Here is a 24,302-nt window from a genome sequence, read left to right on the forward strand (position 1 = left end):
AATCAAAAGTAAACCATCATGGGGGAGAGAAATCCGGGGGAGTGAGGAGTGAGGGGTGAGGGGTGAGGCGTAAAATTTGCGGAGTGGGCGATTTGAATTCAGCGTCCTTTGACCTCTCATCCTTTGTGAAGTTCGATCAACATCTCGATCGTACTCATTCTAAATCCACATTTTTCAAACAAATTCCGGGCAGACTTGTTCTCCAGCGCTGTATCTAAGCGAATTTGCGGAATCTCTAATTGAGTGAAATGGGCGATTGCTTGTTCTACAATCTGACGGGCGACTCCAGCATGACGAAAGTCTGGCTCGACCCAAAGATCGTGCACAAATGCGTATCTCTTCAATGTATAAATAGGAACTTCTCTCTCGACGGTGGCGATCAAAAATCCGACCAGTTGATTGGATTCTTCAGCAACTAAGCAAAGATCTTGAGGGTCGCTAATCAGATTGCTTAACCACTTTTGATACGATCGCTCAGGGTGGGGCAAAAAATCATATTTGGCAGCGTCCCAGGCTTGGTGCAGCGCACAGATTTTGGCAATCATCGGTAAAATGCCAGGAATGTCAGATTGGTTTGCAGAACGAATTTTCATAGCCCTCCTTTTTTAGCCTCCATGCCTCTACTTCCGCTTTCTCAATCGTCTCATTGTCTCCAAAAGATTCGGCTGATTGCGACCGATATGGATGGGACGCTGACCACCGCAGGCAAATTTACACCCGAACTGTTGCGATCGCTGCAACTCCTTTCAACTCGATTTGAAGTGCTGATTGTCACAGGTCGATCGGCGGGCTGGGTGAGCGGTTTGGCAAATTATCTTCCGGTTGTAGGCGCGATCGCAGAGAATGGCGGTTTGCTTTACTCCAATCTGATCGAAAATGATCTCGGAAGCTTACTCGTTCCCATTCCTGATCTCAATCAGCATCGCCAAAAATTAGCAGAAACCTTCCGACAATTGCAGACTCAATTTCCCACGCTTGAAGAATCGCACGATAACCGTTTTCGATTAACCGATTGGACGTTTGATGTGACAGGGCTGAGTTTGGAGGAGTTGGCAGCGATCGCTAATTTCTGTCAGTCTCAAGGCTGGAGCTTCACGTATAGCAATGTTCAGTGCCACATTAAACCCCTTCAGCAAAACAAGGCCGATGGGTTGTTAACCGTTCTCAAAAATCGCTTTGCATCGGATGAAATTCTCACAGTCGGCGACAGTCCCAATGACGAAAGTTTATTTGATCCGAGGGTCTTTCCTACCTCAGTCGGAGTCGCAAACGTGCTGCATTACGCCGACCAACTAACTCACCAACCCACCTACATTACAACCGCCCCCGAAGGTGAGGGATTTTGTGAACTCGTCAAACGGCTCGTCAGCAGCCAATAACATTCTTGAAACACAAACATTTTGCCTGCTAAGAAGTTCTAGAATATCTCTCTGTGGGTCGTTCAGCGAACGCACTCTCAACCACTCGCCGATCGTCAATTGAGAAGAGAGCATGTCAGATAATCTTAGAAGCCAAGCCATTACTCAGGGTGTCCAGCGATCGCCCAATCGCGCCATGTTACGAGCCGTTGGGTTTGGGGATGCAGACTTTACCAAGCCGATCGTGGGAGTGGCCAGCGCTCACAGTACGATCACACCTTGCAATATGGGAATCGCTCCCCTCGCCATTCAAGCTGAGACTGGAATTCGATCGGCGGGTGGAATGCCTCAAATCTTTGGCACGATCACCATCAGCGACGGCATTTCGATGGGCACCGAGGGCATGAAGTATTCGCTCGTTTCGCGGGATGTGATCGCCGATTCGATCGAGACGGCCTGCATGGGTCAAAGTATGGATGGCGTGTTGGCGATCGGCGGCTGCGACAAAAATATGCCCGGTGCCATGATCGCAATGGCTCGAATGAATATTCCCGCTGTCTTTGTGTATGGCGGCACCATCAAACCAGGGAATTTAGAAGGCACTGATTTAACGGTCGTCAGTTCTTTTGAGGCGGTCGGTCAATACAGTGCAGGCAGAATTGATGAAGCAATGCTCTACGCTGTCGAGCGCAACGCCTGTCCGGGAGCGGGTTCCTGTGGCGGAATGTACACTGCCAACACCATGTCTTCTGCCTTTGAAGCAATGGGCATGAGCTTGATGTATTCCTCTACGATGTCGGCGATCGACCCCGAAAAAGCAGACAATACCAAACTCGCGGGCAAAGTATTGGTCGAAGCGATTCGCAATCAGATTTTGCCGAGAGACATCATTACACGTAAGTCGATCGAGAATGCCATTTCGGTGATCATGGCGGTGGGTGGCTCGACGAATGCTGTCTTACACTTTTTGGCGATCGCTCACTCAGCCGGCGTTGAATGGAAACTGGACGACTTTGAACGAATTCGCGCCCGCGTGCCCGTTCTCTGTGATCTCAAGCCGTCTGGACGCTATGTGGCAACCGATCTACACAAAGCAGGCGGCATTCCTCAAGTCATGAAAATGCTGCTGGCTCACGATTTGCTGCATGGTGACTGCCTGACTGTGACGGGGCAAACCGTTGCCGAAGTGCTGCGAGACGTTCCTAATGAGCCGCGTCCCGATCAAGATGTGATTCGTCCCTGGGACAAGCCAATCTATGCTCAAGGACATCTGGCAATCTTGCGCGGCAATCTGGCAACCGAAGGCGCAGTCGCAAAAATTACGGGCATTAAGAAAGCTCAGATTACTGGCCCAGCCAGAGTTTTTGAATCAGAAGAAGCCTGCTTGGAAGCAATTCTGGCAAATAAAATTGTCGCGGGAGATATCTTGGTCATTCGCTATGAAGGGCCAAAAGGTGGGCCCGGGATGCGTGAAATGTTGGCTCCCACGTCGGCAATCATTGGGGCTGGGTTGGGCGATTCGGTTGGACTGATCACAGACGGACGCTTTTCTGGCGGCACTTACGGCATGGTCGTCGGTCACGTCGCCCCAGAAGCGTTTGTCGGAGGCACGATCGCCCTCGTTCGAGAAGGAGACTTGATCACCATTGATGCGCCTGCCCGGTTGCTGCAATTGAATGTGTCAGACACAGAACTCGATCGCCGCCGCTCAACCTGGAAACCACCCGCTCCTCGCTATACCAAAGGCGTGTTAGCCAAGTATGCCAAACTCGTTTCGTCGAGTAGTCTGGGGGCGGTCACGGATCTGGGATTAGGGTAAAACTGCGGGATCAGCGCAAACCTTTGTTACAAGCTATGAACGCGATCGAAGGTGATCCCCCAAATTCCTCAATAATGATCCTCAGAACCTTAGAGCGATCATTCCCATGCCAAAAACCATTGCGGATGTTATGACTCGCGACCCGGTGACTGCACATCCCGAAACTCCCCTTAAAGAAGTCATTCAAACTTTGGCGGAGCGGCGGATTAGCGGTCTCCCGGTGGTCGATCAAGCTGGAAAACTGGTGGGCGTTATTTCTGAAAGCGATCTGATGTGGCAAGAGAGCGGCGTGACTCCTCCGGCTTACATCATGATCCTCGACAGCGTGATTTATCTCGAAAATCCATCTCGCTACGAAAAAGATCTGCACAAAGCCCTGGGGCAAACGGCTGGCGAAGTCATGAATCACGACCCTGTTGTGACGATCGCCCCCGACAAACCCCTTTCGGAGGCCGCCAAACTGATGCACGATCGCAATGTTCACCGTCTACCTGTGGTGGATAAGGCAGGGCATGTGATAGGCATTCTCACTCGTGGCGACATCATTCGAGCGATGGCCGCAGAGCAGACGTAAAGCGGATTCTGGCTGCGAAATTGGGCGGATCATTCAAAATAAAAACTCAAAACTTGATTAGGATGAGCATTACCTCTGAGTCGGTGAAAGAACTTTTAGATTCCACAGATTTTGGCGATCGGATGCGCGGGGTCAATCAACTGCGTCAACTTGAGCCAGCGATCGCGTTTCAGATGATTCAACAACCTGTGGTGGATAGCAATGTGCGGGTGCGCTACGCGGCGGTGAGTCAGCTTTCTTCTCTGGGCAGTCAGGATCGTCAACAGGCGCTAAAACTGCTCAAAGCGGGACTATTTGATCCAGAACCTGACGTGCAAGCGGCCGCCGCAGACTCGATCGCCGCACTCAAACTCACAGAAGCCTACGACGATTTACAGCAGCTTTACCACAGAACAGGGGAGTGGCTGGTGAGCTTTAGTATCGTGGCTGCTTTGGGAGAATTGGGCGATACTCGCGCGTTTGATCTGCTGCAAGAGGCCCTCGAATCGGACAACGACTTAATGAAAACGGCGGCGATCGGCTCTCTAGGTGAGTTGGGCGATTTACGAGCGGTGGGGATTTTGATGCCTTATGTCTCTAACCCAGATTGGCAAATTCGCTATCGAGTCGTGCAGGCTATGAGTGCGTTTGACTCACCAGAGGCGCGATCGGCCTTAGAAACACTGTCCCAGGATCAAGTCGAGCAAGTGGCCCAGCAAGCAAAAACGGTGTTGGCGTAAAGACTCGTCGCTGCGGATTTGTAAATTCTTTTAGCTCCAGATTTTCAGTGTAGTACTGAAGTTTGGAGCTATTTTTTAGTGCAAGTTCAATAACTCCTTTGCTACGAGCCAGAAATCTTGTTCTAAAGTCCCTCTAATTGGGCGGTTTGGGAGGCAGAAGCTTGATACCGAAGCAAAGGAACTTCATCGAGTTAACGTTAACGTGAGGCTCAGAAAGCGCTTCCGGATCTGTAGTCGAAGTCAAGAATTTTGTTGAGTCTGCGTTTTTTTAGGGATGACCTTGAGAGGAACTTGCGATCGTCCTCAACATTCATAAGAGAAAACACATAACAGAAAACATAAGAGAAAACGCTGATCTGCAATTCGTCCCGGTTAGAAAAGTTACCGAGGCGTGGTTTGATCACTACGTTTAAGTAACAATTATTACGTAGAACTCAGTGCCCCTACGGAACGATCAAATTGCGATTTATTCCCACACCTTACACAAAGTTAGAGATACAGGCATTTTTTTGAGCGTTGCATAAAGAAAGGGTGAGATCGGGTGAACTACGGAGTTTGCGTAATAGTATGGAAACATCAAAGCAAGGAAGACAATTTATACGTAGCTTTTGCGGTATGTACTGAGTACCGAATCGCTAAAAACGCTTGCTTCCTCTTCTACTCACTCACTGAAGCAAAAAAATGTCTCAATTGACTCGTCTCTCGATTTTGGCTGGTGTTCTCTCGACTGGCGCGATCGCCCTCACCAGCACGTCTGCTCAAGCCGCTTCTTTTACCGCTCAGGATGCCGTTGGTCAAAACTGTGTTGGTCAACAAAGCTGCCTCGTCAACAACTTTTTCAAGCTCTCAGCTAATCCCAGTAATAACCGCCAATTGACGCAAAAAACCGTCGGCAGAATTCTAGGAATCGGAGTGGCTCAAGATGCCAAAAAGCTTTCTAGCGACTCGTCTCAAGGCGAAATTGATCTCGGTGAATCCCTCAAAGTTGACTTCAAAAAAGCAGGCGTTCTCGAATCACTGCAACTCAGCTTTTTGTATCAGCCAGGAGTCTACTTCGATCAAGTCTTTGAAGCTGCTCTCGTTACGGCGGGCGGTGTTCTCAACACGGTCGGTAAACTCACGGTAACGAGCAACAACACAGCCGTTTGGAGTCTCCCCGGTGGCTCTGTGGTGAATGTTTCGCCTTCTCTCACCAATGAGGGTGGGTCTTACAACATTCTCAACCCCTTTGGCAAAACTGAAATCGCTGGGTTTAGCCTCACCCCCGTAAAAGTCAAAGATGCCAAGGGCAACTATCCGTCTGGCTCCAAAAACTCTGACTTTGCGCTGTCTGCTGCGTCTGTTCACGTTCCCGAACCCGCTACTCTGGCAGGTCTAGGCGTTGTTGGTCTGCTGGCTGCGTCTCGTCGTCGTAAAGCCGTTCAGGGCTAGTCGTGCTGTTGGTTTCCTGATGATGTGGATTTAAGTTAAGTGCAGCTACCTTGTCTGGGGTTGAAAGTGAAAGCTTTTGATCCCAGTTTTTGTTGGATGGGGTCTTGGATATTGGGCGTTGGACTTTAGACAGTATCTAGAGCCTTCAGTCTCCAGTCTTTAGTCTTTAGTCTTCAGTCTTTGGTCTCCAGTCCTGAGTCCTGTCCAGCCAGTAATGCTTTGTAAGTAAATGCCGCCAACGGTTAGCAGAAAGAGGAGATAGGCGATCGCTTCCCCCAGATACAAGCGATCGACATAGCCAAACAGCGTGTGCAAGATGATGCCGGGAAATTGGCGATCGGGCAAAATTTCGTGCAAATTCCAAACGGGCGATCCGAGAAAGCAGGAAGCGTTTTGGGCCAATCCAGACGGGCAAACAGAAGCAAACTGTGGCTCTTGAGCCAGCCTTCCCAACGCTTTGTCGAAATGAGCCAGGGCTGAAATGACCAACCCGCCAACGATCAGCAGCAAAAACACCCCCATGATCTGAAAGAACAGACGCAGGTTGATTCTCACGCCCCATTTGAAGAGTAGAACGCCGATCGCCGCCGCTGTCACCAATCCCGCGATCGCGCCTCCGACGGGAACCCACCCCTGCTGAAATTTGGCAGCAATAAAGACAACGGTTTCAAACCCTTCTCGCAAAACGGCAAAAAAGATCAGACCAAAAACGCCCCAACCTGCGCCAACATCTTCTTTGAGCGCCTGTCCAATCTGAGTTTCTACACCGGATTTGAGAGATTTTGCCTGCTGAGTCATCCAGATGAGCATCCAACTGAGGAGTGCGATCGCCACTACACCCAACACCCCTTCAATCAACGGTTTGAGAACGGGGGCATAAGGGCGATCGGACACTTGCAGCGCTTGAATCGTCCAGTTAAATAGAATGCCAACCAGGACGCTGGCCCCGATTCCTCCAGCGACACCGCCATACACCCAGGCATTGAGTCGAGACTGACCCGCTTTATTCAAATAAGCCAGCACAATTCCTACGACAAGGGCTGCCTCGACTCCTTCACGCAGCGTAATCACAAAGGTCGGAATCGCCGCACTAAAATCGACAGACATAACTGATCTGCGCCAAGAAGGTAACTCTTCTAAGCTAACAGCGAACGATCATTCTGAGCGGCAATAGACCAGTATGCGTCGCAACCGAGATCTCTTGCCCATCCGCTCCAGCAGATAATTCCTTGGGGTTTGCATCAACCAATTTTCTGAGGCTGTCGCCAATTCTCAGTTTGTAGACCAGGAACTCGATCGAATTCTCGCTGGTTTGCTGTGACCATGAGAAGGGTCTGTTGAAGTGCAGTAGCCGCAATTAAGACATCGTAGGCACTGATCGGCTGTCCTTGAGATTTGAGAGCAGCCCGGATCTGAGCCGCTTGTTCAGCTTCTACAATGCTGAAAGAGAGAATTGTCACAGAAGCCAGAAAACTGGCGATCGTCGCTTCGATTTTTTGGGCGCGTTGTGGATTGAGTGCCAAGCCGTAGCGTAACTCCATGACCGTGATTGCAGAAACGGCAATATCAACGGGTGGGGTTTGCTTGAGCCTGGCTTTAGTACCAGTTTCGCCCTTGATGAAGTCGCTGATAACGCAAGTATCGAGCAGATAACGCATCAGAATAGCTCCGGTTCATGGGGTGAAAGGAGTTCGTCACGGTAGGACTCAAGTGCAGGGAAGTCAGGAATTCCTTCGTAGGACAAGATAGCCTCTGACCATTGAGAAGTGGAAACAGGGGGCGTTTCAATCATCCGACGCAAGGCTTGCAGAATTAAGGTCTGAAGTGGAATGTCAGATTGCGCCGCTTGACGGATCAGGTCTTGTTCCAGATCTGGCGGCAGGTCGATCGTGATCTGCATAAGTTATTTCCCTTAATCTATGCTTTGCTGAATCGTTCCTTTACGACTTCGTAAATCTGACGTAATACCTCAATGGGAACCCCAGCAGGAGTGTTCAAAAGTTCTTTATCAAGACTATCCAGGAATAGATAGAGATGATAGCGTCCCTTAACCAATTAACGTCGCTCAAACCATTGGCGCAAACGAATTTTGTAGGACACATAGAGCGGCAGTTGATAATGCTCAACCATTAGCCACGCGACAAACAAAAAGTGCGTGACAAAAGTCAGCCCCACCCAAAAAGCCGGAAACCAGGAGCGATCGCTCCCCTCCAACGGGGTAAAAATGTAAGCCGGAATTCCCACCAGCACCGGGGGCAAAATCACTAGCGCCACACCTACCAGCCAGATCACCACGGTCAGATCGACATCGGGCTGATTTGCAGCTTGCCAGTTGCGACCATTCCAGCGCCAACTCATCGGCTGAGAGCTATCTTCGACGTGAATGGACTGCTCTCGCAAATTGGCCGTAAAGATGTGGCGACAAAAATTGCAGGCAAAGGCATCCATCAGCGTCAACGCCTCAATCTGCCCATGACGACACACCGGACAGATATAAGACTCCTGGTAGTTGAGCGATCGCCGTTCTGGGTTTGCTCTAGACATTTGCTTGGAGTGAGTCGATCGCGGGGAAGGCTCCATCATGCCAGGAAGCTCCGTTTTGAGGGATGAGGGATGAGGGATGAAAGGAATTTGGGATGAATTGGGGATTTGTCTTAGAAGATGTCTTCTGGAGATCGATAGGAAGTCAGTTTGCAGCTATTGATTCCTATAGAGCGCTGGCGACACGGGTGCTGCCGATCGATTTGGTCACCTCAACACCGTTTTGTTGAAGCACGATCGTTGGCTCTCCGTTCTTACTCATGATAATGCGTTTCAATAAGACGCTGCCATTGGCTAGATATTCACCGGGCTGAACGTAACGTGCGGTCGATTCGGTTGGAGATTGAATGATCGCCGTTACTTTGCCCCCAACTTGAATCACACCCGTAATCTCGATCGCATCCGCCAAACTGGTGCGCGAGACAGGCGGAAGGACAGGCACATTAGCGAGCGGCGGGGCCGAGTTGACCGCAACAGGCGGAAGGGCAGGCAAAGAACTGGGCGGAAGAGGCGTTAGGGCAATCTGGGGCGCTTGAGTAGCGGGCTTGACAGTGGGCCGTTGGACTTGAGAAGAAACGGATCGCGTTGCCGCAGGTTGATTTTTGACCGCTCCCATCTTGATTTCGGGGGGGAGTACAGCGGCAAAGGGATCACGCCGATTAGCAGTTGAGAGTCGAGAAAGTCGAGTCTGGGCGCTGGTTGATTGAATCATTCCCTTGACGGCGATCGTCGGCATCGGTGCATTCGCACTGACGGTCGGCTTGGGAAAATTTTTGGGAGCCTGAGTCACAGGGACGGCATCGGGTGATTTTTGGATCTGCGCTCGATCTTGCTTGCCACAGCTTCCTAGGGCGATCGCAACTCCCAAGCCAGCCAGCCACAGCATCTTATCCATCAGAAACTCCCCAACATAGATTTCACAATCCTATCAGGATACCGCCAATCCCGCAGAGTGAACGCTTTTATCGTTTGACAAATCGCTGCCAGTATGCGACCCAATCCTGAGCTTAAACAAAGCAGTTCACCGTCCTATGCTTCTCGCCCACCGTCCTATGCTTCTCGCCCACCGTCCTATGCTTCTCGCCCACCGTCCAATGTCTCCTCCCCTTCCCCACCGTAAAATCAGGACATGACACAGAAACCAATGCTCAAAAATCTTGTGCTGGTCGGTGGAGGACATAGCCACGCGATCGCCCTCCGACTGTTTGGTTTGAATCCGTTGCCTGGGGTGCGTTTGACCTTGATCAGCGAAGCCTCTGACACACCTTATTCAGGAATGCTACCGGGACAAATTGCAGGATTTTATACGCATGAGGACTGTCACATTGATTTGCGATCGCTCACTCAGTTTGCTCAAGCAGAATTTTTAATCGATCAAGCCGTTGGATTGGATTTAGAAAATCAGCAAGTGTTGTGTAAAAACCAGGCTCCCGTCGCTTTTGATTGGGTGTCGATCGATGTTGGCAGTACGCCCAAATTGCCCGCGATCATTGAATCAGCACAGTGCATTCCCGCTAAACCTGTGCAGAAATTGTTGGACTGGTGGGAGCAATTTTGTCAGTCGTCTGTCTCAGCTCAAACGATCGGCATCGTGGGCGGCGGAACGGGTGGAGTCGAGTTAGCGCTGAATATGCAGCATCGGTTGTTGGAACTGCGATCGCAGGTGACGGTGCATCTCTTTCATCGCGCTTCAGAATTAATGCCCAAACATAGTCCCTGGGTGCGACGTTTTTTTGAGAAACTGCTAAATCAGCGAGGCATTCAGCTTCATCTGTCAGAAACGGTGCGAGAAGTGCGTCAGGGGACGGTGATGTGTGAATCGGGGTTGGCGATCGTCTGTGATGCAACGGTTTGGGTGACAGAAGCTTCGGCTCCAGACTGGCTAGGCAAAGCTGGACTGGCTGTGGATCAAAACGGATTTATTTTGGTCAACGATGCGCTACAGTCCGTCTCTCATCCCCAAGTGTTTGCGGCGGGTGACGTTGCAGCGATGGTCAATTCTCCTCGTCCCAAGGCGGGTGTGTTTGCCGTCCGTCAAGGAAAGCCACTGTTTAACAATCTGTGCCGTGTGATTCGACAACAGCCGTTAGGGTCTTATCATCCTCAAAGGCAGTATCTCAGCTTAATCGGAACGGGTGATCGTTCTGCGGTGGCTTCTTATGGAACGTTTGGCTGGCGATCGTCGCTTCTCTGGTTGCTCAAAGACCGCATCGATCGGGCTTTTATGAATCAGTTTCATCGATTGGAGTAAGGCGAATTCGATCGAGTTTTTTCGCTGCGGTATTTAGGTTTTCTGCCTTCCAACTCCTCACTTTGAGGAACTTTGGAACGTTATTTTGAAACTTGATACGAACACCAATCACTCCAACTGCCTGCATAGAGTTTTGCGTCGATGCCTGCTAGTTCTAAAGACAGCAAATTGACACACGCCGTCACGCCTGATCCGCAGTAAACCAAAATTTCTGAAGCCGATCGTACGTCTGCCCAGCGATCGGGTTGCTCAATCAAAAATCCGTCTGCGTTGGTCACATCTTGCCACGGATAGTTGACAGCTCCGGGGATGTGGCCCGCGATCGGGTCGATGGGTTCTCGTTCTCCTCGATAGCGCTCTGCCTCACGCGAATCAACCAGTGCCACCGAGTCTTTTTTGGCTTGGACAGCGGCAATGTCTACAACCCAATCGCTCTGAGGCTGAGGAATAAAGCTTCCAGAGCGGCGATCGGGCTGCCTTGTCGTCGTTAAATTTCCGGCTGCCTGCCATGCTCTGAATCCGCCATTAAGAACCGAGACGCGATCGTGTCCCAGATAGCGCAACAGCCACCAAAGTCGAGCCGAAAAAGCAAACCGAGAATCGTCATAAGCCACCACCTGAGTCAAATTGGTGACTCCCATCTCTGACAATTTCGCCCCCAACGCTACCACATCTGGCAAAGGGTGCCGTCCGCCATGCCGACCTACCGGACTCGACAAGTCTCGATTCAAATCCAAATAATACGCCCCTGGAATGTGCCCCTGCTCATACTGCTGCCGTCCCAAATCTGGCTCCATGAGCGAAAATCGACAATCAACGATCGTCACTTCTTCAAGATGTTCGCGCAACCAATCGACTGAGACGACAGGAATCATAGGTTAGGGATGGTGTGAATTCCTGGTGAGCATCTTAACAGTCTAAAGTCCTCCAGGTCTGAGGGGTTGGAAGATAGAAGATTTGACCAATACCAAATTGATCTTTGAGAGCTACAGATCTTGGAGGGCAACCTAAATCTCCCACGAGTGGCGGACTTCAAGCCAAAAAAGTATCGGATTCTCAAAGTTTTCCAAAATGGGAGATTTAGGGGGCACAGGATCTGTAGCATTAACAAATTGATTTGACCAACACAGCGAAAAAGCCAGATTGAATTCGCGTTAATTTGAAACTAAGGAACGCGAGTTTATTAACCTGAAATTCTCTAAATATGCTTGGTTAGTTGATTTTGGCTTCGTTTCAATGGGTTATAGCCCCCTAAATCCCCCAAATTTGGGGGACTTTGAAGCTCGAACCCGTTTTGAATTCCAGAATTTTTTTGATCTCAAAGTCCCCCAGAATGGGGGATCTAGGGGGCGAAGTCGCTTGGCAATAAATGATCTTATTTAATTCGCGATTCTTAAGAATTCAATCTTACCGCATCTCCTTTTACTTCCCGTTCATCCCTCCTCCCTCCTCCCTCCCCCATGCCCTTCACTCCTCAACCGACTGGTGATGGTTCGTTTACGTTTTTCTTAACTGAATATGGAGAGGCGTTTCATAGCAAGTTTGGGGCGCGGCAAGAAGCAGAATTGAAGTTTGTCGAGCCGACTTTGTTGAGGCAGAAAGCGGGTCGCTTTGAGTTATCCGCAAGGGGCCGCGCCTCGCTCAACCTGTTGGATATTTGCTATGGATTGGGCTACAATACAGCGGCCGCTCTAGAAGCAATTTGGCAAGTGAATCCTGACTGTCGGGTGCGAGTGGTGGCGTTGGAGATCGATGCAACGGTGCCTCAAGAGGCGTGCTGCTTTGCAGAGACCGCAAGGGTCGCTCATCAGCTTCTCACTCCCTGGCATCCAGAAATTCAAACTTTGCTCACAACGCTGGCAAAATCTGGCAAAGTCAAAACCGATCGCCTCGATGCTCAACTAATACTGGGGGATGCTCGTCAAACGCTACCTTTGGAGTCAGAGCCGTTTGATGCCATTTTTCTTGACCCCTTTTCGCCGCCTCATTGCCCTCAACTCTGGTCGATCGAGTTTCTTAGTCAGGTAGCTCGGCTGCTCAAATCAGAGGGTCGGTTGGCAACTTATTCTTGTGCGGCGGCGGTGCGAACTGCGTTGATGGCGACGGGTTTGCGGGTTGGGGCGACTGATCCTGTGGGACGACGATCGCCCGGTACGATCGCCAGTTGGGAGGCTGCTGACCTGCCACAACTCTCGCCCCAGGAGCTAGAACATTTACAGACTCGTGCCGCAGTTCCTTATCGAGATTTTACGCTCAAAGATTCGCCCGCAGTGATTTTGAAACGTCGTGAAATCGAGCAAGCCTCGTCTGGTTTAGAACCCACTTCTCATTGGAAAAAGCGCTGGCAAGGTCGAGAAACTTAACTATTTTTGTTAGCATTATCCACAGATCAAGGGGCCTAATTTAGATAAACTAGACCCCTTAAAGCAGTTAGGAATGATTGGTTGTAGCTGGTTCAATCAGTCATAAATAGTGTGAACTTTTCATTCGCCAGCATTGCTTTTTTGACACCGCTCTCAGCCAATTCAGGCTGTAGTTTTAGCCGGGTTATATTTGTCTCAAACGAAGTGGATCGAGACAACCCAAAGCTAATGTTTTAGAGGTCAGTGCTACTCAAACCACGCTGTACGACTAGATTCGAGCGGGAGGCACAGGCTCAAATCTAACAGTTGGGAGAAGTGGTTTAACTTCTTTGTGCCTGGTTTTAAACTAGCATTCTCTGCTGGTCGATCGCGCCTTCATTTACCAAAATTCACATCAGTTGATCACGAGAAATATCAGCCCTAAAAACGCCATTTCACTCCAGCTTTTATCGCATCAAGGCACTCCAGGTTGCCCCTCCGACAACGCCATCTGCTTCTAACCCAAACCTGGACTGAGCCGCTTTGACGGCTGACTGAGTTTCTGCGCCAAAGACTCCATCGGACGCTCCGCTCAATAGCCCGATCGCTTTGAGTCGCTCCTGTAATCTGGTGACTGCTGCTCCCTGGCTGCCGATTCTCAAAATCGGGAAGTCGATCGTCGTCGGGGGATCTTCTTGTCGAGCGGGTTGGGGAGAAGTGGGGGCAGGAGAGGGTTTAGGAGCAGACGCAGACACAGGACGAGCAGGAAAGGGCGTGGAGGCGGGCAGATCGCTCACATTTGGCGGAAATAGCCGATCCCAGGTAGCGGTGCCCACAATGCCATCTTTGGTCAGTCCGGCAGCCTGCTGAAATCTCGAAACAGCCGTTACGGTCGTGTCTCCATAGAAGCCGTCTACTGATCCATCGTAGTAGCCTAATAATTTAAGCGCGGCTTGCAGTTCGGTCACTTCTGCACCTCGACTGCCCGATCGCAGCAAAGGACGCAAGATGCTAAAGGAGGCGGGTTGTCTACTGTCTTGACTTTGGCTTAGAGCAACTGGCGCAAAACAAACCACCCAAAGCAAGCTGAGTGTACCGTAGTGACAGAGCGATCGCTGGCAGGTGACTCGAAGCGTGCGCTGGAAACGTCTTAGGGTTGTGGCTCTGGTGCGGCTTCCGTTCATCGGACTTGACCTCAGTAAGTTGATCATCCGTCGTGGTAGATAAACTGAACCTGTAGCATGGTTGAGACCCCAAATGTGGAGGTTGGTTAGCGAAAGGTTGCACTTATCCTACTATATACAACGATCGCACCACCTCAAATCGATCCTACTGAGTGTATCCTAACCTGGCAAGCGCGATCGATTTTCACGTCACATTCATTACCCTCAAAAGGGCTGGGCGAACTGATGCAGTATGGGCTGTTAACTCGATTTCAGGCGACTCTGGTGGGAGCCATTTTGGGAGAAGCGTGGGCAATGGGGACGATCGTGGGTCAACTGACCCCTCAGCCTCTTCCGATGCAAAGTCTGACGCATCATTATCTAGAACAGCTTCGACCCCACAAGTTTGATCTGGAGGCGTTTGATCAGACTTTATCAGGGGCAGACGTGACCGCAAAGATGGCGATCGCCCTGCTGCCTGTAGGATTATTCTTTCATGAAGACCCCTTAAAGCTTTGGCAAAACCTGGAGCGAGCGATCGCCCGCGTTGAGAATCCCAAAATCGACCCGCGCGGCGTGTTTGCAGTGGAATTTGCGATCGCCGAAATCTTGCAGGAAAGACTCGACCCCTTGACGCTGATTCCTCAACTTTTGGTGACTCTGGAAACGCTTGACAAGTCCAAATCGCCGCTAGTTGAGCAACTTCAGCAGGTGCAAACCTTACTGACGCAGCCCGCAGGACTTGATGCGGCCCTCAAACTGGGACGATCGGAGGGGGCGATCGCGCTGGCGCTTTACTGTTTTCTCAGTACTCCAGAAGATTTTCGGCTCTCAGTATTACGCGCTGCCCGGAGTCATCAACCCGCCGTTTGTGCCCTGACAGCGGCCCTCTCCGGAGCGTATAACGGATTAAGTGGAATGATGATCGAGTGGCGGATGGCGATCGACACGACTGAAACCTTGAGTCAGGCAGGGCGTTTACTGTCACACTGGTCTGGAGTTTACAACCCAATGGATTCGCTGACCTCTGCGGTGGCTGCTCCCCAGGTGATTCGTAAATTTGGATAGCTCGATCAATCTTCCAGCTTTTATAAAGGAAGTTGCTGCGATCGAGTTTGCTCAAACGCTCGTCATTTTGAGGTGAGTGCAGTACATCTTAATTAATATCAGCATTAATATCGGCGGTCTGGTCTCAATCCCCCGGTCTAGTTGGCACTAATCTTTTAGAAATTTCAATCCTTTCGGCTCTCTTCACTCGATTCCACGCACCCTCCACGCACTCTTCACGCTATGAGTCAGCACCTATGCCCTCTCTTCAGTCCTTGACGCGACAGATTCAACAGGTGTGCAGCCAGTATCACAAGCAACTCCGCCAAACGGTGTCTAAATCCGGGATGCAGACGCTGTTACCGATGATCACCTCTTCGACCTCTGCGTCGGCTAATTTTGCTAGTCGAGGGGCTTCACTGCGGGGCTTTCGAGAAGGGGTACACCCCACGATCGTGCTTGTGGTAACGGTCGTTTCTCTGACCAGCACCTTGGGACATCGCTACTACAATCAGCCACTTTTGGATGTGGGCAAGGTGTCGCCTCAGATGGTGTTAGCGCCGAGGGATGCCACGATCGAAGACAAGAAAGCGACCGAAGAAAAACGCAAAGCGGCCCGAACCGTCGCAATTACGGTTTTGATGATCGATCAGCGCATCAATGATCAGATTCGTCAAGACTTGCAGAATGCAATCGCCAGAGGCACCAGTTTTCGACAGCTTGCGGGGGCGTTTCCGTTTGTCGAAACGAAAGTTCTCTCAACTCAGGCTCAACGCTATCTTCGTAAAGCCTCTGAAACCGACTGGCAGCGCATCTTACAAGCGGCTCAAGACCAGGCTGCCAAAAAACAAAACACCGCCCCGCGGCCCAGCCAACTGTCTGATCCCCTTCAGCGGCAGATTGCCAATGAGCTACAAAACTACCTGCAAGCCAACTCACCCAAAGCGTTTTTAGCGCTCACCGAGCAAATCAATGAAGTGCGACGACAGTACACGGGGGCTGTTTTGACGCTGCAAGATCCGGACTCTCAATCGAGTAGCTTTTATGATGCCTCGATTTTGGAACTGTCAGAGTCCGATTGGCAAAGCTTTCAGACGCAGGTTTTGCAGGTCAACGATCGCATTCTCGCTCAGGGGATTCCGCCAGGGCTGCCCAAAACGCTATTAGAAGGTGCGGTCAATCTCAATCTTCAATCCGCCTTACCCGCCTCCAAAGGACTGGCGACCAAACTGCTGATGAGTTATCTACAGCCCAATCTGGTGCGAGACGAAGAACAAAGCCGTCTCAAGGCCGAGCAGGCGGCCCAGGAAGTACAGCCCGAAATGGTGACGGTTCGGCGGGGAGAAATCATCGTTACGGGGGGTCAGGTGATCACGCAGCGAGATTTTATGCTGTTGGATCATTTTAATTTGAGTCGTCGGCAAACCAATTGGCCGGGATTTCTCAGCTTTGGCGCTCTGGTAAGCGTCTCGGTGGCGCTATTTTGGTGGGTTGAGCGGCGGTTTCATCCCAAGGGGTTGCGGAGTCGCGACTATGTGCTGGTGTGGCTGTTGGCGTTGACTGCTCCGGTGCTGGTGATGTTGGGAGTTCCGGCGACTAATTTGCCTGCGATCGGTCTTCTGATTGGCAGTTTCTACGGCCCGCTTTTGGCAGTGACTTCAGTTGGGTTGCTCAGCACGCTGTTGCCGATCGGAATGGCAATGGGCGTAAGTCACTGGTTGCCGAGTGTGGCAGGAGGGCTGCTGGCCGCCTTTTGGGGTGGAAAGCTGCGATCGCGGGAGGAACTAGCGCTCTTGGGCGTGGCGATCGGCATTACTCAAGGGGCGCTCTATCTGTTGCTGAGTATGGCTTCTGGAATGGTCTGGTATGACTTGCTGGGGGCGACGGCGATTTACGGACTGTTGGGATTGGCTTGGAGTATTGTGGCGATCGGCATCAGTCCCTATTTAGAACACTTATTTGATCTGGTGACGACGATTCGCTTAGTCGAACTCGCCAATCCCAACCGTCCGTTGTTAAAACGTCTGGCCGCAGAAACTCCGGGCACCTTTCAGCACACTTTATTTGTGGCAACCCTGGCCGAAGCGGCGGCCCGAGAACTCGGCTGCAATGTCGAACTGGTGCGAACGGGAACGCTCTATCACGACATCGGCAAAATGCACGACCCGCAGGGCTTCATCGAAAATCAGATGGGTGCGCCCAACAAGCACGATTTGATCAATGACCCCTGGAAGAGTGCGGCGATCATCAAAAAGCACGTCACCGAGGGGATCGTCATGGCCCGCAAGGCGCGGTTGCCGAGGGCGGTTCAGTCATTCATCCCCGAACATCAAGGCAGAATGATGATTGCTTATTTCTATTACCAAGCCAAGCAAAAGGCAGAACAAGATCCCACGAAAACTGTGAATGACGAGGATTTTCGCTACGACGGCCCTGATCCACAGTCTCGCGAAACAGGAATTGTCATGCTGGCGGATTCGTGTGAGGCGGCGCTGCGATCGCTCAAAGATGCCACCCGCGATGAGGCGATGCATATGATCAACAAGATTTTGCGGGCCCGTTGGCAAGAAGGTCAGCTTTCCGCGTCGGGTCTAACTCGTGCAGAAATGGGAACGATCGCCAGAGTCTTCGTCAATGTCTGGCAACAGTCGAACCATCAACGCATCGCTTATCCAAAATTAGGCACCCAGTGATCATGGACTCTGGACTTTGGACTCTAGACCAATTCAGCGAAATATGCGGCTGAGATCCAGCACAAATCCGGGTAAGACTGTCTCGCCCAAAAGCGTCGCTGGAGTTTGTAGCGTTTCAACAGGCTGACCGAGACGATAGATGATTACTTGTTTCGTTTGCGGATCAATGAGCCAACCGAGCCGCACGCCATTGTCCATATATTCCTGCATTTTTTCCTGAAGTTCGCTCAAGGTATCAGTTTCTGATCTCAATTCGATGACAAAATCAGGGGCAATGGGGGGAAACTTCTTTTGCTGTTCGATGCTTAAAGCACTCCAGCGATCGTTCGTAATCCATGCAACATCAGGAGAACGATTAGCTCCATTCGGCAACTTAAAGATCGTTGAAGAATCAAACACGACTCCTAGATCAGCTTGACGATTCCAAAGTCCAACATCCGTCGTTAAATCAGCGTTGCGTTTGCCAGACTCTCCTCCAGTTGGCGGCATGACAATTAGCGCTCCTGTTGCTGTGGTTTCAATTCGGAGGTCTGGATTCTGTAGACAGAACTTGTAGAATTCGTCGTCGGTGAGTTCGATCGTCGGTCTAAGATTGATCACTAAGGCAGTCATGATTTGCCTCGCTGGATGAGTATCCGTAGCTTAACAGAACTGCTTTTCTCACAGAGCTTTCTCCTACGAGTTAAAATTTTCTCAGTGCCGTAATTTCACTGAATCTCATGACCAGCGTGAACCTGGGCTTTTTGACCTGAAAATCACGTTCACCAGTCTTGAGACATTGGTGAAGTGGCTGTATCAGAGGCTAGTTGAAACTCCGACTGAATATTCATCCGACTATATTCAATTGAGTATGAGCGATCAGTGCAAACGGCTTTGAGAAACTTTCCTTTTAGCGATCGTACCCGAAAACAACTTAAGAAAATTCAGGATCGTCTCAGTTTGACGAATGCTGATGCGGAATCGATCAAGGTACAGCTACTACCCAAAGCATCACCAATGACCACTGAAGCGATCGCTCTTCCACAACCTGTTCAAAAGGAACCGACGAAAGCGGCACATGTCCAGAACTTGCAATATCAGAAGCTAGAGGAGTATTTGAGCAATGGGTAATGGAAACCCAGGGCAAACATAAAAAAATTGGGTGACTACCCTGCAAGGCTTCCAGACCTCATGGGCAGAAATGCTTAGAGGCTGAAATCCTTAATCTGAAAGGATCAACAATTTTCATGCGTTTGCCCTGTAATGGAAACCCCTTACTCTTTCCTAGTTCTTACAGCGGGAAGGGAGTAAAGAGAGTTTTGATGAATAAAAGCTAGGAGCTTCAGTTTGCTTGAAACTCTCCCTAGAGAAGGGTTTAAGTCTATGGGCGATACTGGATTTGAACCAGTGACCCCTTCCGTGTGAAGGAAGTGCGCTACCACTGTGCTAATCGCCCAAAATCTGTCGAACCGCAGCCATTTAGAAGAGTGGTTGGTTCAATGCTGACATCATACCATTTTGGGGTTCTTGTTATGCATAACTGATTTTCAAATTTGTTGGCGATCGACTTGACACCTCCGACTGGTTCGCATAGAGTACTTATGTACTAATTGGGTAAACCTGACCGCAGTTGGGGACACATGATCGCAGCCTTAACGGATCAGTATAAAGGAGGAACCAATGACCAGTGTAGAAGCCAAACAAACGAGAGCGCGAAAAGAAGCTCCCGCCATCCCCGTTGCCATTGTGCCTACCCGATCGCTCGCCCTCGATGCCGGAAACTATGACCTGAAGTTTTGGAACGGCACCGGAAACCCCAAAGCGATTCGATCGATTCGATTTCAGCTTCCTCAAGGTCGAGATGCCGTGCGCTACTCAGACAGTTCACCGTTGATCGAGCTGCCCGACGGGGCGCGCTATCACTTTGGCACCCAGGCTTATAAGTACCGCAGACAGCAACAAACCGTGGTCGAAAACAAACTTGACCTGGCACGGCTGCACCTTTACGCCTGTATCGAAGCCGATCGCGCTGCCGAAGACATCTGTCAATTTTCACTCAACCTGCATGTTTCAACGCCCCAACCTGCCCGCAGCCAAGACGTTTTGAGGGCGCAACTGATGGGCATTCACGAGTTTAAGCGCAATGGCATTCCGTTTCGGGTCACCGTCGAGCAGGTAGAAGTCGAGCGAGAAGGGCTGGGTTCCTATACCTACGCACAACGGCTGGGGCTGATTCCTGATAGCGGGTACACGATCGTCGTAGACATTGGCGGCGGCACCTGGATTTCGCGGCTGATCGATGCAGAAGGCGACGTGATTGACGAAAATGTGATGGATCGCGGCGGGGCGTATGAGTTGGCGACGGCCATCAGTTTCGATAAGCGATTGGCGAATGGGCTGGGGACGACGGCTGACCCTGCTTTGATTATGGATGGCTTCAAGATGGGGCATCAGTATGCTGATACGGGCCTGTCGTGGGAACTGTGGCTCAACGAGTATCTTGACCCCTGGTTCAAAGGGATTTTTCAGACGGTGAAGGCACAATATACGCCTTTTATGGCGCGAGTCACTCGATTTTTGGTCACGGGGGGCAGTTCTCACCTGATCGCAGAACGATTGGCAGGTCGTAAGCTGTTTGCGGTTGTCCCCGATCCCCAGTTTGCGAATGTTCGAGGTTTGTTTCCGATTCCTGAAGGATTGCAGCTATGTATGACAACAAAATGAGACTCAGCCAGGACGTTTTGGAAAAGGCAGAACAGATTGCGTCTGAGTGGGGCTTAAAAAATTCGCGGGCGGCGATCGAGGCGGTCTTTCGCAAATATGCAGATGACTATCTCTATGGCAGATTGCAGCCGATCAATGTTGAGACGACGATCTCAACTTCACGAAATGTCCCTGTTCAGATTGGTCGGACTCTAGACTGTGAGGCGTTAGATGAACTAGACGATCTGTTGAGCATGTAGCAAGCGAGGGGATGGATGGAGTGATCGTGTCAAATCCCCAAATGCTGTTGGAGCGAGTGACGCATCACCTCAACCGGGACGGGCTGCCTGAGCCAAATTTTGAGCGCGGCGGCCCCTTGCTCGACTAACATTTCTAGGCCGTCGATCGCCGTTCCTCCCCGTTCGATAACCTGCTGCAAAAACTGGGTGGGGCTGGGCGTATAAATCAAATCGTAGGCGATCAGTCCGGGTGTAATCTGGTCAGCTTCAAGCTGAGTGAGCGGCGATTGATCAGGATGAGGAGCCATGCCGATCGGAGTCGAATTCACCAACAAGTTAGCGCGACCCATCAGGTTAGGTAGCTGCTCCCAGGAGTGAACTTGAAGCGTTGGGGCGAGGGGCGACTGTTGCCAGCTTTGGGCGAAGGCTTCTAGCTTTTGAGGATTGCGCCCGACAACGTGGATTTCTGCAAATCTTAATTGGGCACATCCAGCGACAACGGCTCTGGCGGCTCCGCCATTTCCCAAAATTAGCGCAACGGCTTGACTCCAATCTCGCTGCATCGACTGCAAGGGGGCTAAAAATCCTTCGACATCGGTGTTGGTGCCACTCCAGCCTTGCTCCGTCTGCCAGATCGTATTCACTGCGCCGATCGCCTCAGCCACAGGCGAAATTTTGGACAATAAGGGAATGATGGTTTGTTTGTGAGGAATCGTCACACTACAGCCCTGCACCCCGATCGCCGCCAGTCCAGTCAATCCGGTCGCTAACATCGGGGGAGCGATCGCAAACGGCACATAGACCCAATCAACTCCCATCTCAGCCAGGGCCGCATTGTGCATCACCGGGGAGAGTGAGTGAGCAATCGGGTAGCCCATCACGCCCAGCAGTTTGGTTTGACCTGTGATCCGGTTCATTCTTTGGGCACAGACTCTGGCGGGGTGGTCTCGGCCAGCGTTAGATCAAGGGTGACTTCGCCGCTATCGTCCTGAAGGACGGGTTTGACTTCTGGCTTGATGTCTGGTTTGGTTTGGTCGGTACGAATGCGACGAATCGGCAAATTGGCAATTAGGGCGGTCGTTCGCTGGTTATTTTCGAGCGAAAACTCCATGCCGTCATCTTCGAGTTCTACATAGCGCAGTACCACTTCTAAGATCTCTTTCCGCATGGACTCGAGCAGGTTAGGCGGCAGGTCAGCGCGATCGTGAGCCAGCACAAATTTGAGACGGCGCTTTACGTCCTGGCGACTGGTGTCATTGGCTCGCGGAAAAAGTCGTTCTAGAAGTTCGATGATCATGGAGAGCTACAGTCGAGAAGGAGAGCTACAGTCGAGAAAAGGAATCGGGAAAGCGTCTGGTGGACTTTTATACTTGTATCCGACCTACATCAGTTTGGTCGAGAGAATTTTGCGTATTCGCGAAAAAAATCCATCCGACTGAACGTTTAAATCCAGAAAAGGAACCGTTTCACCTTCGAGGCGACGAACGATGTTATCAAAGGCAGCCCCTGCAAGGGAAGGCGTTTCAGACAGGACTAACGGCTCTCCTCGATTGGTCGAAACAATGACACGCTCATCATCGGGCACCACACCGATCATCGGCACCGCAAGAATCTCTTGTACATCTTCGACCGACATCATATCGTTTGCCTGCACCATTGCAGGTCTAAGACGGTTGACAATCAGCCGAATTTGTTTGACATTGTTGGCTTCTAAAAGTCCGACGACCCGATCGGCGTCTCGCACAGCGGCAATTTCTGGAGTCGTGACAATCAGCGCTTCTTTGGCAGCGGCGATCGCATTTTGAAAGCCATTCTCAATCCCCGCCGGACAGTCGATCAAAATATATTCGTACACTCTGGCCAGCGCGTTGACTAGCTGCTTCATCTGATCGGGATTGACGGCATCTTTGGTGCGATTTTGCGCGGCGGGCAACAGCACTAAGTTAGGATGTCGTTTGTCTTTGACGAGGGCCTGTTCAAGGCGGCATTGCCCCGCCAGCACCTCAACCGCAGTAAAGACGACGCGATTTTCTAGCCCCAATAGAAGGTCTAAATTTCGTAGCCCAAAGTCGGCATCGATAACCGCAACCTTGCGTCGCCGTTTTGCCAGAGCCATACCCAAATTTGCTGTACAGGTGGTTTTGCCCACTCCACCCTTGCCGGATGTGATGACGATGATTCGAGCCATTGATCTGTGATACGACTACGTACTAACGAGTGTTGCCTAAACCAGATGATAGATGTTCCAGAATAGCCGGAAACTGTACCGTGCGATCGTCTATATTGAACCTTCAGCCAACAGTATCAGAAAATTCACTCAATTAGTTCAACCGCCCTGGGGAAGTTAGTCAGAAAAACGGATTTTCCTATCTTTCTATGGCTCGTGAGTTAAACAGTACCGAATTTTGTAGGGCGTATTGAGCGGTAGGAAAACGCACCACCAATGGTTGAAATCGATACGCTTTGCGTGGCTCAACACATCTTACAGAATCGTTACACGATCGTTGGTTTTGTTAAATCTACGATCGATGAACTTTGATCTTCTCACCTTTTTAGCAGAGTCACAGGGGATCAAAAGACGAGCCACTTCCCCAAAAATTGGAACTACTCTTTCTTCTCAGACTGACGTGTAAAATCCGTGGCTTTTGCGATCCGAATGTTGCCCTGGGGAGCGACGTAGGCCACTTCTGGATAAAACTGAGCAGGGGGCGTTTCGGGTGCCCTGGCTACAAAATCAGCAATCCGAATCTGAGTCGGCTCCATTTGTAGCGCCATGATCAGACAGCGAGCATTCCCTTTGCAGCCTGCATGAGCGACTCCCCGCAGGCGACCCCACACGAGAATGTCTCCTTCGGCAATCACCGAGCTACCAGGATTGAGATCGCCCAAAATAACGACGGTGCCATTGTGCCGGATTTCTGTCCCCGATCGCAGCGTCATCTGAATATAGAGGGGTTCTTCGATCGCTTGTCCCGCTTCTCCGGCAGATTGGGTGAGGTGGGCGACAGCGGTTTGTTGCTCGACTGAGTAGCCTGCGGTGGCGGCGGCGACGGCGGTTTGGCGACGACTGGTGTAGACGCGCTTGAGTTGTAATTGCACTTCAGACAGAGCATCCGCGATCGCGTGCAGTTGACGAGCATCGATCAGACGATCTTTGACCGACAAATGAACGATCGTGTTGGGTTGCCAAAATCGCTCCTTGGCATCAAGCTGCTGTTTGAACTGTTGCCAAATTTCTGGCCAGGTCAGTCCGCTTGATGCGTCTGTGTTTTCTGAGTCAGGAGGCAGGGTGACGAGTAAGTGACCGCCTTCATTTTTCAAGCGCACCTGGATGTTTTGGCTGACCTCGATCGGAGCAGGAGAATCGGGCAGTGAAGAAGGAAGAGAGGCTTCGGAAGTCATGCAGAGAATCTGGGCTGCAAGGATTAACTATTTTAGGACTC

The 24,302-nt window shown here is 51.0% G+C and carries 25 protein-coding genes and 1 tRNA gene; 12 read left to right on the top strand and 14 right to left on the bottom strand.

What is annotated here, in order from left to right; translation table 11 throughout:
* Positions 1-116: 116 nt before the first annotated feature.
* Positions 117-593: an N-acetyltransferase family protein gene (locus tag ACJ2PR_RS01290; RefSeq protein ID WP_446868958.1), complete on the bottom strand. Its 477-nt coding sequence runs from the start codon at positions 591-593 to the stop codon at positions 117-119.
* A gap of 21 nt (positions 594-614) precedes the next feature.
* Here ACJ2PR_RS01290 and ACJ2PR_RS01295 point away from each other — a divergent pair, with 21 nt between their 5' ends.
* The 5 genes from ACJ2PR_RS01295 (at position 615) to ACJ2PR_RS01315 (ending at position 5,901) form a co-directional block, all read left to right on the top strand.
* The gene (locus tag ACJ2PR_RS01295) at positions 615-1,379 is read left to right on the top strand and encodes an HAD family hydrolase (protein ID WP_446875630.1); all 765 of its coding nucleotides are present in this window, start codon (positions 615-617) and stop codon (positions 1,377-1,379) included.
* A 112-nt stretch (positions 1,380-1,491) separates the two neighbouring features.
* A complete protein-coding gene (gene ilvD, locus ACJ2PR_RS01300) occupies positions 1,492-3,177 on the top strand; it encodes a dihydroxy-acid dehydratase (protein ID WP_446875631.1) in 1,686 nt (561 codons plus the stop codon).
* A gap of 106 nt (positions 3,178-3,283) precedes the next feature.
* Positions 3,284-3,751 (top strand): CBS domain-containing protein, encoded by a 468-nt coding sequence (locus ACJ2PR_RS01305; RefSeq protein ID WP_446868953.1) that lies wholly within the window; start codon positions 3,284-3,286, stop codon positions 3,749-3,751.
* Positions 3,752-3,813: 62 nt separating this feature from the next.
* Positions 3,814-4,470, top strand: a complete 657-nt coding sequence (gene nblB, locus ACJ2PR_RS01310) for a phycobilisome degradation protein NblB (protein ID WP_446858764.1) — start codon at positions 3,814-3,816, stop codon at positions 4,468-4,470.
* 681 nt (positions 4,471-5,151) lie between these two features.
* Positions 5,152-5,901, top strand: coding sequence for a PEP-CTERM sorting domain-containing protein (locus tag ACJ2PR_RS01315; protein ID WP_446868951.1), 750 nt, complete (start codon positions 5,152-5,154; stop codon positions 5,899-5,901).
* Between the two features lie 159 nt (positions 5,902-6,060).
* Here ACJ2PR_RS01315 and ACJ2PR_RS01320 read toward each other — a convergent pair whose 3' ends face one another.
* The 5 genes from ACJ2PR_RS01320 to ACJ2PR_RS01340 form a co-directional block, all read right to left on the bottom strand.
* Positions 6,061-7,008, bottom strand: coding sequence for an FTR1 family iron permease (locus tag ACJ2PR_RS01320; protein ID WP_446869589.1), 948 nt, complete (start codon positions 7,006-7,008; stop codon positions 6,061-6,063).
* Positions 7,009-7,142: 134 nt separating this feature from the next.
* Positions 7,143-7,559 carry a PIN domain-containing protein gene (locus ACJ2PR_RS01325; RefSeq protein ID WP_446869590.1) on the bottom strand — a complete coding sequence of 139 codons (417 nt, stop codon included), beginning with the start codon at positions 7,557-7,559 and terminating at the stop codon, positions 7,143-7,145.
* The gene (locus tag ACJ2PR_RS01330; protein ID WP_446869591.1) at positions 7,559-7,801 is read right to left on the bottom strand and encodes a hypothetical protein; all 243 of its coding nucleotides are present in this window, start codon (positions 7,799-7,801) and stop codon (positions 7,559-7,561) included. The genes ACJ2PR_RS01325 and ACJ2PR_RS01330 overlap by 1 nt, the downstream gene beginning before the upstream one ends.
* 155 nt (positions 7,802-7,956) lie before the next feature.
* A complete protein-coding gene (locus tag ACJ2PR_RS01335) occupies positions 7,957-8,484 on the bottom strand; it encodes a hypothetical protein (protein WP_446858769.1) in 528 nt (175 codons plus the stop codon).
* Between the two features lie 124 nt (positions 8,485-8,608).
* Positions 8,609-9,337, bottom strand: a complete 729-nt coding sequence (locus tag ACJ2PR_RS01340; RefSeq protein ID WP_446869592.1) for a hypothetical protein — start codon at positions 9,335-9,337, stop codon at positions 8,609-8,611.
* A 234-nt stretch (positions 9,338-9,571) separates the two neighbouring features.
* On the opposite strand from ACJ2PR_RS01340, the gene ACJ2PR_RS01345 reads away from it, so the two are divergent.
* Positions 9,572-10,693: an FAD-dependent oxidoreductase gene (locus tag ACJ2PR_RS01345; protein ID WP_446869593.1), complete on the top strand. Its 1,122-nt coding sequence runs from the start codon at positions 9,572-9,574 to the stop codon at positions 10,691-10,693.
* Between the two features lie 80 nt (positions 10,694-10,773).
* Here ACJ2PR_RS01345 and ACJ2PR_RS01350 read toward each other — a convergent pair whose 3' ends face one another.
* On the bottom strand, positions 10,774-11,568 hold the full coding sequence (locus ACJ2PR_RS01350; protein WP_446875632.1) for a sulfurtransferase: 795 nt from the start codon (positions 11,566-11,568) through the stop codon (positions 10,774-10,776).
* Positions 11,569-12,153: 585 nt separating this feature from the next.
* Here ACJ2PR_RS01350 and ACJ2PR_RS01355 point away from each other — a divergent pair.
* Positions 12,154-13,056, top strand: coding sequence for a tRNA (5-methylaminomethyl-2-thiouridine)(34)-methyltransferase MnmD (locus tag ACJ2PR_RS01355; protein WP_446875633.1), 903 nt, complete (start codon positions 12,154-12,156; stop codon positions 13,054-13,056).
* A 446-nt stretch (positions 13,057-13,502) separates the two neighbouring features.
* Here ACJ2PR_RS01355 and ACJ2PR_RS01360 read toward each other — a convergent pair whose 3' ends face one another.
* Positions 13,503-14,219, bottom strand: a complete 717-nt coding sequence (locus tag ACJ2PR_RS01360; protein ID WP_446875634.1) for a peptidoglycan-binding protein — start codon at positions 14,217-14,219, stop codon at positions 13,503-13,505.
* 225 nt (positions 14,220-14,444) lie between these two features.
* On the opposite strand from ACJ2PR_RS01360, the gene ACJ2PR_RS01365 reads away from it, so the two are divergent.
* Both ACJ2PR_RS01365 and ACJ2PR_RS01370 read left to right on the top strand, forming a co-directional pair.
* Positions 14,445-15,266, top strand: a complete 822-nt coding sequence (locus tag ACJ2PR_RS01365; RefSeq protein ID WP_446875635.1) for an ADP-ribosylglycohydrolase family protein — start codon at positions 14,445-14,447, stop codon at positions 15,264-15,266.
* 236 nt (positions 15,267-15,502) lie between these two features.
* Positions 15,503-17,938, top strand: a complete 2,436-nt coding sequence (locus tag ACJ2PR_RS01370) for an HD family phosphohydrolase (RefSeq protein ID WP_446875636.1) — start codon at positions 15,503-15,505, stop codon at positions 17,936-17,938.
* A 33-nt stretch (positions 17,939-17,971) separates the two neighbouring features.
* On the opposite strand, the gene ACJ2PR_RS01375 is transcribed toward ACJ2PR_RS01370, so the two are convergent.
* Positions 17,972-18,550, bottom strand: coding sequence for a Uma2 family endonuclease (locus tag ACJ2PR_RS01375; protein ID WP_446858777.1), 579 nt, complete (start codon positions 18,548-18,550; stop codon positions 17,972-17,974).
* A 249-nt stretch (positions 18,551-18,799) separates the two neighbouring features.
* Between ACJ2PR_RS01375 and ACJ2PR_RS01380 the strand changes: the two genes are divergently transcribed.
* Positions 18,800-19,048, top strand: a complete 249-nt coding sequence (locus ACJ2PR_RS01380; RefSeq protein WP_446875637.1) for a hypothetical protein — start codon at positions 18,800-18,802, stop codon at positions 19,046-19,048.
* Positions 19,049-19,301: 253 nt separating this feature from the next.
* On the opposite strand, the gene ACJ2PR_RS01385 is transcribed toward ACJ2PR_RS01380, so the two are convergent.
* A tRNA-Val gene (locus ACJ2PR_RS01385) sits at positions 19,302-19,373 on the bottom strand.
* Positions 19,374-19,597: 224 nt separating this feature from the next.
* On the opposite strand from ACJ2PR_RS01385, the gene ACJ2PR_RS01390 reads away from it, so the two are divergent.
* Together ACJ2PR_RS01390 and ACJ2PR_RS01395 are read left to right on the top strand one after the other, a co-directional pair.
* Positions 19,598-20,641 carry a ParM/StbA family protein gene (locus ACJ2PR_RS01390; RefSeq protein ID WP_446858779.1) on the top strand — a complete coding sequence of 348 codons (1,044 nt, stop codon included), beginning with the start codon at positions 19,598-19,600 and terminating at the stop codon, positions 20,639-20,641.
* Entirely contained in the window at positions 20,623-20,880 is a 258-nt protein-coding gene (locus ACJ2PR_RS01395; protein WP_446875638.1) for a hypothetical protein, read from the top strand. Before ACJ2PR_RS01390 ends, ACJ2PR_RS01395 begins: the two co-directional genes overlap by 19 nt.
* A gap of 29 nt (positions 20,881-20,909) precedes the next feature.
* On the opposite strand, the gene ACJ2PR_RS01400 is transcribed toward ACJ2PR_RS01395, so the two are convergent.
* The 4 genes from ACJ2PR_RS01400 to minC form a co-directional block, all read right to left on the bottom strand.
* The gene (locus ACJ2PR_RS01400) at positions 20,910-21,776 is read right to left on the bottom strand and encodes a shikimate dehydrogenase (protein ID WP_446869601.1); all 867 of its coding nucleotides are present in this window, start codon (positions 21,774-21,776) and stop codon (positions 20,910-20,912) included.
* On the bottom strand, positions 21,773-22,156 hold the full coding sequence (gene minE, locus ACJ2PR_RS01405; RefSeq protein WP_446869602.1) for a cell division topological specificity factor MinE: 384 nt from the start codon (positions 22,154-22,156) through the stop codon (positions 21,773-21,775). The genes ACJ2PR_RS01400 and minE overlap by 4 nt, the downstream gene beginning before the upstream one ends.
* 84 nt (positions 22,157-22,240) lie before the next feature.
* Entirely contained in the window at positions 22,241-23,047 is an 807-nt protein-coding gene (minD, locus tag ACJ2PR_RS01410; RefSeq protein WP_446858783.1) for a septum site-determining protein MinD, read from the bottom strand.
* 416 nt (positions 23,048-23,463) lie between these two features.
* Entirely contained in the window at positions 23,464-24,261 is a 798-nt protein-coding gene (minC, locus tag ACJ2PR_RS01415; protein WP_446858784.1) for a septum site-determining protein MinC, read from the bottom strand.
* Between the last annotated feature and the right edge of the window lie 41 nt (positions 24,262-24,302).

Source organism: Phormidesmis sp. 146-33 (assembly GCF_052939515.1).